The sequence below is a fragment of the Oscillibacter ruminantium GH1 genome (genome assembly GCF_000307265.1).
Taxonomy (GTDB): Bacteria; Bacillota; Clostridia; order Oscillospirales; family Oscillospiraceae; genus Oscillibacter; species Oscillibacter ruminantium.
Window position 1 is genome coordinate 222,757 of record NZ_DF158897.1, and the last position, 14,302, is coordinate 237,058.

Annotated in this window: 12 protein-coding genes; 6 read left to right on the top strand and 6 right to left on the bottom strand. The window is 56.6% G+C overall.

Annotation, left to right across the window (positions count from 1 at the left end; translation table 11 throughout):
* Positions 1-7 precede the first annotated feature (7 nt).
* The 4 genes from ON16_RS05670 to ON16_RS05685 all read left to right on the top strand — a co-directional run bounded on the left by ON16_RS05670 (position 8) and on the right by ON16_RS05685 (position 5,061).
* Positions 8-1,012, top strand: a complete 1,005-nt coding sequence (locus ON16_RS05670; protein WP_051131563.1) for an NAD(P)-dependent oxidoreductase — start codon at positions 8-10, stop codon at positions 1,010-1,012.
* Positions 1,009-2,199: a pyridoxal phosphate-dependent aminotransferase gene (locus ON16_RS05675; RefSeq protein WP_040660242.1), complete on the top strand. Its 1,191-nt coding sequence runs from the start codon at positions 1,009-1,011 to the stop codon at positions 2,197-2,199. The genes ON16_RS05670 and ON16_RS05675 overlap by 4 nt, the downstream gene beginning before the upstream one ends.
* 121 nt (positions 2,200-2,320) lie before the next feature.
* Positions 2,321-3,598 carry an FAD-dependent oxidoreductase gene (locus ON16_RS05680; protein WP_193372943.1) on the top strand — a complete coding sequence of 426 codons (1,278 nt, stop codon included), beginning with the start codon at positions 2,321-2,323 and terminating at the stop codon, positions 3,596-3,598.
* Positions 3,599-3,672: 74 nt separating this feature from the next.
* Complete coding sequence (locus ON16_RS05685; RefSeq protein ID WP_243441774.1) at positions 3,673-5,061, top strand: hypothetical protein; 1,389 nt, start codon at positions 3,673-3,675, stop codon at positions 5,059-5,061.
* 207 nt (positions 5,062-5,268) lie between these two features.
* Here ON16_RS05685 and ON16_RS05690 read toward each other — a convergent pair whose 3' ends face one another.
* The 6 genes from ON16_RS05690 to ON16_RS05710 all read right to left on the bottom strand — a co-directional run bounded on the left by ON16_RS05690 (position 5,269) and on the right by ON16_RS05710 (position 11,592).
* Positions 5,269-6,495, bottom strand: a complete 1,227-nt coding sequence (locus ON16_RS05690) for a sigma-54 interaction domain-containing protein (RefSeq protein WP_243441775.1) — start codon at positions 6,493-6,495, stop codon at positions 5,269-5,271.
* Positions 6,492-6,734 carry a PAS domain-containing protein gene (locus ON16_RS16120; RefSeq protein ID WP_243441776.1) on the bottom strand — a complete coding sequence of 81 codons (243 nt, stop codon included), beginning with the start codon at positions 6,732-6,734 and terminating at the stop codon, positions 6,492-6,494. Before ON16_RS16120 ends, ON16_RS05690 begins: the two co-directional genes overlap by 4 nt.
* A 241-nt stretch (positions 6,735-6,975) precedes the next feature.
* Complete coding sequence (locus ON16_RS05695) at positions 6,976-8,103, bottom strand: 2-hydroxyacyl-CoA dehydratase subunit D (protein ID WP_040660245.1); 1,128 nt, start codon at positions 8,101-8,103, stop codon at positions 6,976-6,978.
* Positions 8,096-9,406, bottom strand: coding sequence for a 2-hydroxyacyl-CoA dehydratase subunit D (locus ON16_RS05700; protein ID WP_193372944.1), 1,311 nt, complete (start codon positions 9,404-9,406; stop codon positions 8,096-8,098). Before ON16_RS05700 ends, ON16_RS05695 begins: the two co-directional genes overlap by 8 nt.
* A gap of 102 nt (positions 9,407-9,508) precedes the next feature.
* Complete coding sequence (locus ON16_RS05705; protein WP_040660247.1) at positions 9,509-10,711, bottom strand: CaiB/BaiF CoA transferase family protein; 1,203 nt, start codon at positions 10,709-10,711, stop codon at positions 9,509-9,511.
* Positions 10,712-10,809: 98 nt separating this feature from the next.
* Complete coding sequence (locus ON16_RS05710; RefSeq protein ID WP_040660249.1) at positions 10,810-11,592, bottom strand: enoyl-CoA hydratase/isomerase family protein; 783 nt, start codon at positions 11,590-11,592, stop codon at positions 10,810-10,812.
* Between the two features lie 467 nt (positions 11,593-12,059).
* On the opposite strand from ON16_RS05710, the gene ON16_RS05715 reads away from it, so the two are divergent.
* Positions 12,060-13,247 (top strand): thiolase family protein, encoded by a 1,188-nt coding sequence (locus tag ON16_RS05715; RefSeq protein ID WP_040660251.1) that lies wholly within the window; start codon positions 12,060-12,062, stop codon positions 13,245-13,247.
* Between the two features lie 33 nt (positions 13,248-13,280).
* Entirely contained in the window at positions 13,281-14,171 is an 891-nt protein-coding gene (locus ON16_RS05720) for a 3-hydroxyacyl-CoA dehydrogenase family protein (protein ID WP_040660253.1), read from the top strand.
* The last annotated feature ends 131 nt before the right edge of the window (positions 14,172-14,302 follow it).

Consider the following 14,302-nt stretch of genomic DNA (forward strand, 5'->3'; position numbering starts at 1 on the left):
GATCAATATGCACATCAGAGTATATGGCGTACAGGCCGATGAGCTGGCCGCCTATGAAAAGGCAGAAGGCAAGTACGGCTTCACATTTGAATTCGCGGAGGCCCCGCTGAATGAGGACACCGTGGATCAGGTCCATAACTGCGATGGTATCATTCTGGTCACAACCTGCAATGTGACTGAAAAGGTTGTAAAAGAACTGTCCGAGCGGGGAGTCAAATATCTGGCCACCCGGTCTGCCGGCAGCGACCATGTGGACTATGACGCTGTGGTGAAATACGGTCTGCACTGCGCCAACGTCCCGTTTTACGCTCCCGAGGCCATCGCGGAGCACACCATTCTCATGGCCCTGTGGGTCCTGCGTCACGGCAAGAAATCCTATGAGATGGTGAAATCCGGCGACTTCACCATGAAGGGCCTGAAAGGCCGCCAGCTGGGCCAGCTGACAGCTGGTGTTCTGGGCACGGGCCGCATCGGCCGCACCACCATGACGCTTCTGAACGGCTTCGGCACCAAGGTTCTCGGCTGGGACCCTTATCCCAACGCAGCGGCGGAAAAGCTGGGTACATACGTCTCCAAAGAGGAGCTTTTTGCGCAGAGCGACATCGTCTTTCTGCACTGCCCCCTGACGGACGACAGCTACCACCTCATCTGCGATGAAACGCTGGCGCTGATGAAGCCCGGCGCGGTTCTGGTGAATACCGCAAGAGGGGGCCTTGTGGACCACGCGGCGGTTTTGAAGGCGTTAGAGAGCGGAAAACTGAGCGGCTTTGCATTCGACGTGTATGAAAACGAGGCGGAGTTCGTCCGCAAAAAGCTGCCTGTGGATCAGATCTCCGACCCGGTGTTTAAGGCCCTGTTTCAGCGGGAAGACACTGCGTACAGCGCCCATGTGGCGTTTTACACGGATGGAGCCATCAACAGCATGATCGAGGTCACGCTGGACAACCTAAAGGAATATGAGACGACCGGCCAGTGCCGCAACGAGATCAAGGTTGAAGGCGGCGCGGTATGAGAGACTTCGTATCCGAAAGCGCCAAACGGCTGGAGGCATCTCCCATTCGGGCAATTCTGGACCGTGCAGCCGCGCTGCGCGCCAGCGGAAAGGACGTGATTCCTTTCAGCGCCGGCGAGCCTGATTTCCCCACACCCGAACCGATTAAGCAGGCAGCCATGAAGGCGATTGCGGACAATTACAGCCACTATGCTTCTAACCGCGGCCTTCCCGCCCTGCGCAAGATTCTTTCCCGCATGATTGAGACAAGCACCTCCGTTTCTTACGACCCGGAGTCCGAAATCCTCATCACCTCCAGCGGAGCGGAGGCACTGAACAACTCGCTTCTGACCTTTATCAATCCCGGCGACGAGGTCATCATTCCCACGCCCGCCTTCGTCTCCTATAAGAATCTGGTCAAATTCGCGGGCGGTACATTCGTGGATGTCCCCCTCCGCGCAGAGAACGGTTTCCAGCTGGACGCCGATGAGATCGAGCGTCACATCACCCCCAGAACGAAGATGATCGTTCTGAACAACCCCAACAATCCCAGCGGCGCGGTCTATGAGCGGGCCGCGTTGGAAAAAGTGAGCGAGCTTGCTGTCCGCCACGATCTGCTGGTCATCTCTGACGAGATGTACAGCCGACTGGTCTATGACGACGCGGAGTTTATCTCCATGGCGGCGCTGCCCGGTATGCGGGAACGGACCATCGTCATCAGCGGTTTTTCAAAATCCTACGCCATGACCGGCTGGAGACTGGGCTACATCGCCGCCGACAAGGCACTTACCGGCATGATTTTGAAGGTTCACCAGTATTCCACCACCTGCTCTCCCACGTTTATTCAGCAGGGGCTTGTGGATTCGCTGGAACTGCCGGAAACGGAAGCAGCGGTAAAGGACATGCTGTCCGCCTTTACCCGTCGGCGGGAGGCGATTGTCAAGGGCCTTCAGGCCATCGACGGCATCACCCCCGTGGTTCCCAAGGGCGCGTTTTATGTCCTGGTGGATGTTTCCGCCACAGGGCTGACCGGCGCGGACTTCGCGCTGAAGCTGCTGGAAGAATTCTCCGTCGCCACCGTGCCCGCCATCGGGCTTGGCGACAGCTGCGGCGATTATATCCGTATTTCCTACGCCGCGTCGGATGAGAACATCGCCGAGGGACTGAAGCGGTTGGAAGCATTCATGAAATCATTGAAAAAAGACTGAGTCAGGGTAAAAAAAGAAAGACCAGAGGCAGTTTAAAAAGGAGGAGCCGTTTTGGCTCCTGAACGGGTAGTATGTGCCCTCTTTAAGGGCGTTTACGTTAAAAAGTTGAAAGGGGATTATTATGAAAGTTATCGTAGTTGGTGGAGGCTGGGCAGGTTCCGGAGCGGCAATCGCCGCGAAAAACGCGGGAGCCGAGGTCACGGTTTTGGAACGCACCGATATGCTGCTGGGCACCGGTCTGGTCGGCGGTATTATGCGCAACAACGGCAGATTCACGGCCACGGAGGAGGCAATCGCTCTGGGTGCCGACGAGATCTTCGACGCGATTGACAATCACTGCCGCCACAAGAACATCAATTTCCCCGGTCATGAGCACGCCAGCCTTTATGATATCGCCACCATCGAGCCGGCGATTAAGAATCTGCTTCAGAGCAAGGGCATTGAGGTTTTGACGCAGGCTCGTGTCAAGGACGTGGAGATGGACGGCGATAAAATCGTCTCCGTAATCCTCACCAACGACGAAAAGCTGTCCGGCGATGTGTTTATCGACGCCACCGGCAGCGCCGGCCCCATGAACAACTGCGGCAAGTATGGCAACGGCTGCGCCATGTGCGTACTTAGATGTCCCACCTTCGGCGGCCGCGTGAGCCTTGCGGGCAAGGCCGGCGTCACCGAGAAGATCGGCAAAAAGGCCGATGGCTCTTACGGCGCCATGAGCGGCTCCTGCAAGCTGTTCAAGGAGTCTTTGGACCAGAGCATCGTTGACACCCTCAACGCCACCGGCGTTGCCGTCATTCCCATCCCCGAGGAGCTGCGTAAGGGCGAGGGCATTCTGGCCACCAAGGCCTGCCAGCAGTACGCTCTGAAGGAATTTGCGGAAAACATCATTTTGCTGGATACCGGCCACGCCAAGCTGATGACGCCTTACTATCCGCTGGATATGCTGCACAAGGTGCCCGGCTTTGAAAATGCCAGATTTGAAGATCCCTATTCCGGCGGTGTGGGCAACTCCATGCGTTACATGGCGCTTGCTCCCAGAGACAACGCCCTGCATGTCGATGGCGTGAGCAACCTCTTCTGCGGCGGCGAAAAGGCCGGGTTGCTGGTGGGCCATACCGAAGCCATCATCACCGGAACTCTGGCCGGTTACAACGCCGTGCGCTGGGCCATGGGCGAGGACGTTCTGGTTCTGCCCACCGAGCTTGCCGTGGGCGACGCCATCGCCTATGTGAAAGAGGCGATGGAGACGGAAGAGGGCATGGGCAAGAAGTATACCTTCTCCGGCTCTGTCTACTTCAACCGCATGAAGGAGCTGGGCCTCTACACCACGGATGTTTCCGCAATCAAGGCCAGGGTGGAAAAGACCGGTCTGACCGGCGTTTTCTCCGGAAAAATTTAATAAACAGTCCAACCCTTGCAGGCGCCCCAAATCCAATTTGAAAGGTTGAGACCATGGAATATGCACTGACTTACATGCATTACATCTACCTGGCCGTTATCATCCTTGTCATTGTACTCATGATCGCCAAACACGACGTCGTGATTCCCTGTGTTTTGGGACTGTTTGTCATCGGCTTTTGTTATAACAATTTTAATGTGATTGCCGGCGCGCAAACCATATTTAACGGAATGATGGTTGCGGGAGCAGATTTGTTTGACATCATGCTCATCATAGCGTTGATGGTGGCTATGCTAAAATCCCTGACTCACATGAAAGCCGACCAGTTGATGATCGCACCGGTGGTCAAGCTGCTGAAAAAGCCCACCACTGCGTTCTGGGTGCTGGCGGCAGTGATGTACATCTGCGCCACCTTCTTCTGGCCCACGCCTGCCACCGCGCTGGTGGGAACGATCCTGATCCCTATCGCCATGACCTGCGGACTGAAGCCGATGCTGGCCTGCATTGCCATTAATCTGGCGGGGCACGGTATGGCTCTTTCCGGAGACTTGGTGCTTCAGGGCGCTCCCGCCCTCACTTCCGGTGCGGCGGGCGTACCAATCGAATCTGTTTTGAAGTACGGCGCCATCTTTGCTTTTGTCACCGGCATTATCGCGCTTGTCAGTGCATTTGTTATCAACCGCAAGGATTTTGTCGTGGATCAGACCTCTGCCGCAAAAGCGGCTGCCCTGCAAAACAGCGACCCGAGCAACAGCGAAAAGACTCCGCCCTATGCAAAGTTCTTTGCCATTCTCGTTCCGGTGGTGTATATCGCCATCGTGATCCGAATCCTGATGGGCGCCACCATAGAGGGTGTTGCTTCCATCTTTGGCGGAGACGCCACGGCCCTGCTGGGTGGAAGCGCCGCCTTGCTTCTGGTGGTCGCCACCGCTGTGGACTGCAAGAAGGACTTTCTGGAAAAATGTGTGGAATATCTGCGGGACGGGATGCTGTTTTCCATCAAAATTTTTGCCCCCGTTATTCCCATTGCCGCGTTTTTCTTCATGGGCAATCCCGAAAGCGTCCAGAGCATTTTGGACAGCAACGCACCCGGGTTCCTGTTTGATCTGGGCGGCGCGTTCGGAACGGTCCTGCCTTTGAACGCACCGACGCTGGCAATCGGCATCGCGCTTGTGGGCGCAATCACCGGTCTGGACGGCTCCGGCTTTTCCGGCATTCCTCTGGTGGCGGGTCTTGCCGCCGCGCTGGCCGGTCCTGCTGGATACAATGTCGCCGTTCTGGCAAGCCTTGGACAAGTGGCGGCTATCTGGGTTGGCGGCGGCTGCTTGAGCGCATGGGCGTTTGGCGCGGTGGCCAGCGCCGGCGTCGCCGGAATTTCTTCGGCGGAGCTGGTACGGAAAAATCTGGTTCCCGTGGTGGGCGGCCTTGCCGTTTCCACGATCATCGCAATCATCCTGCTTTAGAAACGCGTTTATTCACCGTTCCGTTAGAAAGAAAGGTTCTTCCTCCGCTGTGAACCGTAAACCCCGCCCCATCTGCCGGTTTGGGTCCATCCCTCCCGGCAGGTGGGGTCTTTTATACCGGAGAAATGCCAATGGCATCTCTTCAAAAACAGTTAAGCAGGCAGGGACGGCGCACATGCGCCATCCCTGCCTGCTTGGCTCTCCAATTCAATTTTTAAAAGAAGACCCGCCGTCATCCGGCGTTTCCGCTCTCTTTTTATATCGGGCGGGTATCTGGTACTCCCGAATCTTGTATTGCAGATATCTGCGGGAGATTCCCAGATACTCTGCGGCTTTGGTGCGGTTGCCGCCCATCAGTTCCAAGGCGGCCAGCAGCTCTTCCTTCCCAAGCCCCGCCCGGCGGGAGGTGGATTGGCCCTCCGGTCTTTCCGGCGCAGGGTGATACACACTGGCCTCGCCCGCCAGAATCCCGGTGGGAATGCTGGTGATCTCGGTGGTGGCATAGGGGGTCATGACCACCATCCGCTCCACAAAGTTGCGGATTTCGCGGACATTTCCGGGCCAGTCATACGCCTGCGCCTGGGCTAGGACCTGCTCGGAAAAACTCTTTTTCAGATTGTACTTGTTGCAGAAATAGTCCAGAAAATGCAGGCACAGCGGGATGATATCGTCCTTCCGGTTGCGGATGGACGGGATCGTCAGCGGAATTACATGGAGGCGGTAATAGAGGTCCTCCCGGAATTTTCCCGCCCGGACTAACTGGGAAAGTTCCTGATTTGTGGCCGCAATCAACCGGAAGTCCACTTTTTTGGGATTGAGCGAGCCGATCTTCTGTACACTTTTTTCCTCAATCGCCCGCAAAATCTTGCTCTGCACACTCATGGGAAGTGAGTTGATCTCGTCTAAAAACAGCGTCCCGCCGTCCGCGGCCTCAATCAAACCGATCTTGCCGTCCTTGCTGGCGCCCGTAAAGCTCCCCTTCTCGTATCCGAACAGCTCCGACTCAATCAGATTTTCCGGAAAGGCCCCGCAGTTAACGGTAATCATCGGCTTGCTTTTCCGGTCGCTGTGCTCATGGATAAACCGGGCGAAAACCTCCTTGCCGCTGCCGGATTCCCCGTAAATCAGCACATTGGAATCCAACGGAGCAATGCTTTCCGCCACGGAGAGAAGCTGCTTAAGCTCCTTGCTCTCCACCACGATGCCGGTGTTTTGATTTGCCGTGGCCTTGCTGACCACAGGCTGCTCTGTTAAAATCTGACTCTGCTTGAGCAGTTTGTGATAAAGCGACTCAAAATTCTGAATATCCTGAAGCATGGTAATGACATATTTAATATTTCCCGCTCCATCATAGATGGGGGTCCCGGTCACAATCCGCATCCGGGCGGGGCCGCTGACGGCCTCGATATCGTGGTAGAATTGCAGGCGGCTCACCCGCTGTTTTTTTCCTTTACCAAATCGTAAACGCAGACGTCGATAAATCGGGTGAAATCGTGTACGTTCATTTTCAAATATTCGCTGCGGGGAATATTTCTCCATTTAATCATCACGGTGTTGACGAAAAGAAAGTTTCCGTCCGCGTCGTACACCGCGATTCCGGCGTCCACATTGTCTAAAATGGCGGCCCACGGCAGATGCTCCTGCGCGTCGCGGAGGCAGAATGACTCTTCCATATAAACTCCCTCCTGTGGAGATGATCGGCCGGAGGCCGTGCGGCCCGCCGCGTACGCGGCAGCCGTCCTGCGGCTATTGTACCATAATCTTTGCGGGAGTTGAAGCAAAAACCGGATTTTGCTTCATTTTACACATTTATGCGAAAATACAGTCTCCCGCGGCATATGGCTTACCGCGGGAGACTGTATTTATGGGGGAATGAGGTGACATGAAATTTGGGGAAGCGGTCTTCCCGGAGGCTCAGAGCATTTCGCGGAAGGTCTGAATTTTGGTGCGAACCTGCTCATAGCTGGTGTTTTGCTGGTCGATTTCAACCGTCAGGCAGGGAATGCCCGCACTGCGCAAATCTTTTTCGTAATAGGGCTGATCGTATTCTTCGGGATCGCAGAACTTCATCATGCAGGAGATCACGCCGTCGGCGCCGGTGCGCTTGCAAAGCTCAGTCAGCATGGCCCCTCTGGGTTTTCCCTCCTCGTGGATGAGACTGCAACCAAAGCGGTTGTTCCATTGCAGAGCCAGCCGCTTCAGTCCGCCGCCGCCCTGAGCGGGAGTATCCGTGCGGTACTGCCGCATTTCCTGCGCCAGATCGTCGCCCACCACGGCGACGTTGTTTTCCTGCAGAATATCCAGCACCTCGTCCGGCTCGCACATGATACCCGCCAGAACCACCTTTTTGCCCGGATGATCGTAGACCGGCAGCTTTTTCAGCTCCTCGACAATTTCACGCACGATGGCGGTGTGCTCGCTCTTTTCATAGAAGAAGGCGCTTTTCATCACGGCGTGGCGAACCCTGGGGGTAATCACGTCCAGATGCGCATTCGCCGTCTCGGCAAAATCCCGCATCACCGCGTTGTGCTCGTTGTAGATCTCAATGGCGCGGCACAGCGCCTTCTCATTCATCATCTGGCCGGTGAGGGTGCTCAATTTGGTCAAAACACTCTCATACTCACTGATGAGATAGTCCACGCTGGCGGGAGACTTGCGGTTCTGGGGATAGACGATGGGAGCCACCGGAATGCCGGGAACGCCGAAGCGCCAGTTCTGCGTCATGCAGCGCAGCGTGTCGCACAGGGCGGGAATGATCACCGCGGACAGGCCCTCATAGGCACCGGAGAGGCCGAATTCCATGTTGGACTGCATGATCGGGCAGGCGAAAGCGGGCAGATAGCTCTTGGCGCGCATCAGCTCGGTGCGTCCGCCCCAAAGGCCCATGGGAATCATGCCGGAGGCATGAACCAGCTCTTCCGGCGTATAGGCCGGGAAGCATCCCACCACCTTTTTCCCCTGACTCAGATAGAAGTCCAGCCGGGCGCGGGGATTTTGACAGGCCTCGGCCAGCAAAGAGAGATTACTCTTCAAATCAGCCATTTGCGTTTGCCTCCTTTTTCTGCGCCATGACTTCCACCAGGCCCTGAATGCGCGTTTCAAACTGCGCCTCGCTGTAATTGCGGTAATCTGCCTGATCGCCGTCAAAAGAGGCGAAGGGGATACCGGCCCGCTCGGAAATCTGGCGCTGAACCTCCATCATCTGGCAGTCCATGACCTTGCAGCTGCGGTTGACGTGGTAGATGGTGCCCTCGCAGTCAAACTTCTTCAGCGCTTCCATCCGCCGGTCGATCATGGTGGAGGCGTTGTCGCCGTTGGTAGACGCAAAGCAGTATGCCCGCGCCATGCCGTCCAGATCGTCGTATTCAATGGCCCATGCCTTTCCGTAGCTGGAGGCCACCATGTTGATGCCGTACTTTTTCATGGTGCGCAGATTGTGGCTGAGATAGGGCCAGCAGGCAATACCGTCCCAAGAGACGCGGAACTGCTCCTCCACAGGGAAGGTGGAGGTTCCGTTTTTAATATGCTCCTCGATCTCGGCGTTCAACTGCTCCAAAACGGCGGTGGAGGACGTCTTGCCCCGGTTGCAAACCATGGCGGACATGTAGTTGAACAACTCAAAGCCGCCGATAGGGGCAGGCTTATGCTCCATCAGGTTATTGGCCCGCTCCCAGAGGAAGCTGTTGCGCTGGGAAATTTTCATGACCTCCTGAAAGCGCTTTTCATCCCACGTTTTGCCCGTGAACGCGCATAGGTCCTGAATCAGCTGGTCAATCTGGGCGCGCACATAGCGCACGCGCGTCTCGGTGACATAGTCGTTGGGATTGTAGCAGGTGTCGATAAAGAAAATGGGAATATCCATCTGCTTCGCGAGGTTTTCATACCACTTGGTCAGCTGGTTGCAGATATTATTGGTCAGCAGCAGAAAATCCGGCTTGACCATTTTTCCCCCATCGGGGAATTCCACCGTGCTCTCCCCGTTGAGGGCTGCCGCGTAGGACAGATTCACCTTGGCGTAGGCGCACAGGTCGTTGGAATAACCCAGCGGACCCTCGCAGTCCTGCAGGAAGGGGTCTGCCTGATGGCGGGCGGCGATGCCTGCCGAGTGGTTTTCAGGGTAGAGGATGTTCAGTCCCAGCGTCTCGGCGATCTCCTGCGGGAAGATGGAAGCGGACCAGCCCACCTTTTCGCCCCGCTCTTTGGCAAGGCGTGCGTTTTCAAAGAGATCGCGGGTCTGCTCATCCAGCATCAGCATAGACTTCGGCTTGGGACGCTTGGGCTTGGGGGCGGGAGCCGCCTGATCGGCGGGCGCGGTATTGGACTGAGCCGTTATCGTTTCACTCATTTCAGTGTACCTTCTCCTTTTTTAATTTCGGCCATGCCGGAATCGCCGCTTCGCCGGAGGCAAAGCGCTGTCGATTCCTCCCTATCCATGGCAGGACGGGATTTACATCACGTCCTTTGCCGCATACATGGCGGCAATCTTCTCCTTGGAGTAGCCCAGCTCCTCCAGCACCTCCGCCGTGTCACAGCCCACAGGGCCGGAAGTCTTGCAGGGAATCTGAGCGGGGTCGATGGAGCCGAAGTGAACCGGGCCGTTTGCAAACACGGTTTTGGTCCCGTCGTCGTATTCGTGGAAATATGTATAGTGGTTTACCTGAACCTGCGGATCATTGGGAACGTCCTTGAAGTGGCGCAAAACCTCGTGAGGCAGGTCGTGCTCGGTCAACAGCTGGTCCCAGTATGCAACGGGATGCTCGGCAAACTTTTTATCGAAGATATGCGTCAGTTCGGCACGGTTGGCGTAGTATGCGGTGGACGTACTGTACTTGGGGTCCTTTGCCAGCTCCGGCATGCCCAAAAGGTCGCACAGCTCGGGGAACCGGCGGTAATCAATCACCGCCAGATAGAACCACTCGCCGTCCGCGCCCTGATAGGTGTTGCTTCCCGCATGGCCGCAGTCATAGCGGTCCCGGGGGAGCTTGCGGCCGTTGAAGCCGTTGAGAATTCCGGTGCTGAGAATGAAAACGCCGGACTGAAGCAAGGACACGTCCACCTTGTCGCCCTGACCGGTGACGGTTCTGCGGTAGAGCGCGGCGGCAATGCCGCCCGCCAGCGCCACGGCCACGCTGTGGTCGCCCACGCCGCCGATGGGAACCAGCGGACCGGCTCCCGCCGGGGAGAGGTCGGACATCAACCCGGTCCGGGAAAAGAAAACGGTGTAGTCATATCCGGGGCGGTCCTTGTCGGGGCCTTCGGCTCCGTAACCCAGCACCGACGCGTGGATCAGGCGGGGGAATCGGTCCTTGATCTGCTCATAGGCAAGACCCATGCCCTCCAGCGCCTGCACGCGGTAGTTGGTCACCAGAATATCCGCCTTTTCCAACAGCTTCATCATGGCGGCGGAGCCTTCCTCCGAGCGCATGTTCAAAGAGACAAAGCGCTTGTTCAGGTTTTGCATGTCAAAGTTGGGGTTTGCCGTCTCCGTGCAGGGGGAGAGGGTCGTTCCGGCCTGTTTGCGCCATGCGTCTCCGTTTGAGGACTCGACCTTGATCACGTCGGCGCCCCACTCGGCGAGAATACGGGCAGTCATCGGTCCTGCAAGCATCGTTGACAGCTCCACAACACGAATGCCTTCCAACGGTTTCATAAAAAAATTCCTCCCTAAATGTTCTCAGGAACGCCGCGCGTCCCATTTTATACAGGTTCGTTTGTCTCGCCGGGATTCTCCGGCATTTTCCCGGGAAATCAGCAGCCCTTAAAGTCTACCGGACGCTTTTCCAAAAACGCCGCGGTGCCTTCTTTGCGGTCCTGCGTGCTGAACGCAATGGTCTGGGCCAGCCGCTCAATCATCAGTCCCGTGTTGATATCCGTTTCATAGCCCAGATTGATGGACATTTTCGCAAGAGAGACGGCCATCGGCCCCTTCGCCATAATTTGCCGGGCAATTTCCTCCGCCTCATGCAGCAGGGCCTCCCGGTCGTCTTCGGTCACGCGGTTGACAAGACCGATGGACGCGGCCTCCTCGGCGGGAATAATGCGTCCGGTGAAAATCAGCTCCTTGGCCTTTGCCAGCCCCACCAGGCGGGCCAGACGCTGCGTGCCGCCCGCGCCGGGCATGATGCCAAGGCCCACCTCCGGCTGACCGAATTTGGAACGCCGGGTGGCCACCCGGATGTCGCAGGCCATTGCCAGTTCACAGCCGCCGCCCAAAGCAAATCCGTTTACCGCGCAGATCACCGGCTTATAAAGATCCTCCAGCTCCTTGAGGGAGACGGACGCAGTGGCCAGCAGCATTTTGAGATAGTCGCGGTCGTGGATTTCCTTGATATCCGCGCCGCTGGCCAAAGCCTTATCGCCCGCGCCGCTGACAATCACCACTTTTATCGAATCATCCTCCCGTGCGCATTGCACCGCCGTTCGGATGTCATTCCACATTTCCGGACTAAGCGCGTTGCGGACTTCCGGCCGATTCAGGGTCAAATACAGGATTCCGTCTCTCACCTCGTACAGAATATTGTCGAACGTCATGTTGCTTTTCCTCCTTCGCTGTTCCGCGTTTTTTCAGAGTTTCGCGAAAATCAACTCTTGCTAATAGGAACAGCAAAATGCGTACCAACCGGACAGCGTTCTGTTCTTTTTCTCTTTTTGTTTGATTTTTCAAAATATATGTCCTGAATATGGCAGATTTCACGAAATAAAACCACAAAGAAGTACCACCGCCCGTCCAAAACATTTCTCAAAAGTTGTGAGTTCACGCCTTTTTAAGCACTCATTTCACAGTTCTCACTTCACACTTTTAAAAAAGAGTTTCCCCAATCCATGCGAGAAATTTTGGGGTTCCCCACGATTTAGAAGAGGAGAATTCCGTTTTTCCACAAAAATCCGCAAAATTCGCATGACATCAAGTATCTGGCATCATTCTTGCTTAAATTATATTGACTCGTTCTATCCGCAAATCAAATGTAGTCAAAACAAACCGAAAGGGGCTGCAAAAATTGGAGAATATCTACATTATGGGCGCTGTTCGTACGGCCATTGGCAAATACGGCGGTTCACTTAAAAGCGTACCGGCACACCAGATGGGAGCATTGGTGATTCGGGAGGCTTTGACCCGCGCAGGTGTCGACGGCGGCACGGTGGATGAAGTAATTTTAGGCGAAGTCCGCCAGAGCACCGAATCTTCCAACATCGCGCGGTGCGCAGCGCTGGAGGCGGGACTTCCCGAAACGGTTCCCGGCTATACCGTCAACCGCCTCTGCGCCTCTGCCATGCAGGCCGCTTTTTGCGGCTGTCAGGAAATCTGGTGCGGCGAGGCGGACGTCATCGTGGCTGGCGGCACGGAGAACATGAGCCGTGCGCCGGTATATGTCCGCAATGCCCGCTGGGGCGGAAACAAGATGGCGATGGTCGACTCCAACATTGAAGCCGGAAGCACCGCCGCGCCCGCTTCTGTTTACGGCTCTGGCCTGAGCATGACCAAGACGGCTGAAAACGTGGCCGAGCGCTTTGGCATCAGCCGCGAGGAGCAGGACGCTTTTGCGGCGGAGAGCCAGCGCCGCGCGCTGGCAGCCATCGAGGCGGGCTATTTCAAAAAGGAAATCGTCCCGGTAGAGATTACCGAAAAAAAGCGCAGCTTTATTTTCGACACGGACGAATTCCCCCGCCCCGGCACCACGATGGAGGTTCTGGCGGGACTGAAATCCATTGTGAAACCCGGCGGGACCGTTACCGCAGGGAACTCCTGCGGCCTCAACGACGGGGCGGCCGCGCTGGTACTGATGTCAGAGCGAAAGGTCAAGGAAACCGGGCTGAAGCCTCTGGCGCGGATCGTCGGCATGACGGCCAGCGCGCTGGACCCCACCATCATGGGCTACGGACCTGTGTTCGCCACCCGAAAGCTGCTTGAACGCACCGGGATGCAAATCGAGCAGCTGGATCTGATCGAACTGAACGAGGCGTTTGCCTCCCAGTCCGTGGCCTGCGTGAGGGACTTGGGGTTGGACCCCGCCAAGGTTAACATCAACGGCGGCGCCATCGCGCTGGGCCATCCGCTGGGCTGCACCGGCGCGCGGCTCATCGTCACGTTGCTGCATAACCTCCAGCGCACCGGCGGACGGTTTGGCCTTGCCACACTGTGTATCGGCGGCGGGCAGGGCATGGCAACCATTATTGAAAAACTGTAAGAACTCAAATTTTATATAAAGGTGGTCTTTTCATTGAAAATCGAAAACATTCAGACCGCAGTCGTGGTAGGCGCGGGGGCCATGGGCCGGCAGATCGCAATGAACACCGTGCTCAACGGCCGTGCGCATGGCTACAAGGTCATTCTCTGTGATTCCTTCCCCAAGGCGATTGAAGGCGCGCAGGTCTGGGCAAAGGAGTATTTTGCCGGGCGCGTGGCTAAGGGCCGCCTGACGCAGGAAGAAGCCGATCAGGTTGCCGCCAACCTGACCATCACCGGCGATGTGGACGGCTCCGCCCCCGCCGCCGACATTGTGGTCGAGGCCATTATTGAAGATTTGGACGCGAAGCGGGAGCTGTTTTCCAAACTGAGCAAGCTGTGCAAAAAGGATACCATTCTTGCCACGAACAGCTCCAATCTGGTCAGCTCAAAGCTCGCCGACGTGGTGGAAAATCCGGAGCGTCTTTTGAATATTCACTATTTCAACCCCGCGCTTGTCATGCAGCTGGCCGAGATCGTCCGCGGCCCCCACACCTCTGAAAATACCATCGCGGTTGCCACCGCCTTTGCCGCGAACACCGGAAAGTCTCCCATCGTGATTCAGAAGGAGATCGCCGGTTTTGTCGCCAACCGCATCAACGCCGCCGTCACCCGGGAGGCCTGTCTTCTGCTGGAAAAGGGCATTGCCTCTGTGGAGGATATTGACACCGCCTGCGAAAAGGGCCTTGGCTATCCCATGGGGCCTTTCAAGCTGATGGACATGACGGGGTTGGACGTGAACTACTTTGTCCGCCGCGACCGCTATGCGGAAAGCGGAGATGAAAACGACAAGCCCAGCCCGCTGGTCATCGAGAAGGTGAAAAAGGGCGAGCTTGGCCGCAAGTCCGGCAAGGGCTGGTATACCTACGACACCGAAAAGAAATAAGAAAAACTCCCTGCGCTTTGGCGCGCCGCGCCGAACGCGGACGCGCGCGCCAAAATCGCAGAGAGCGTATCGCGGGATTGCCTGAAATCTTTACATGATAAAATCGGCCAACTGGTTGGATCAACGCCCGG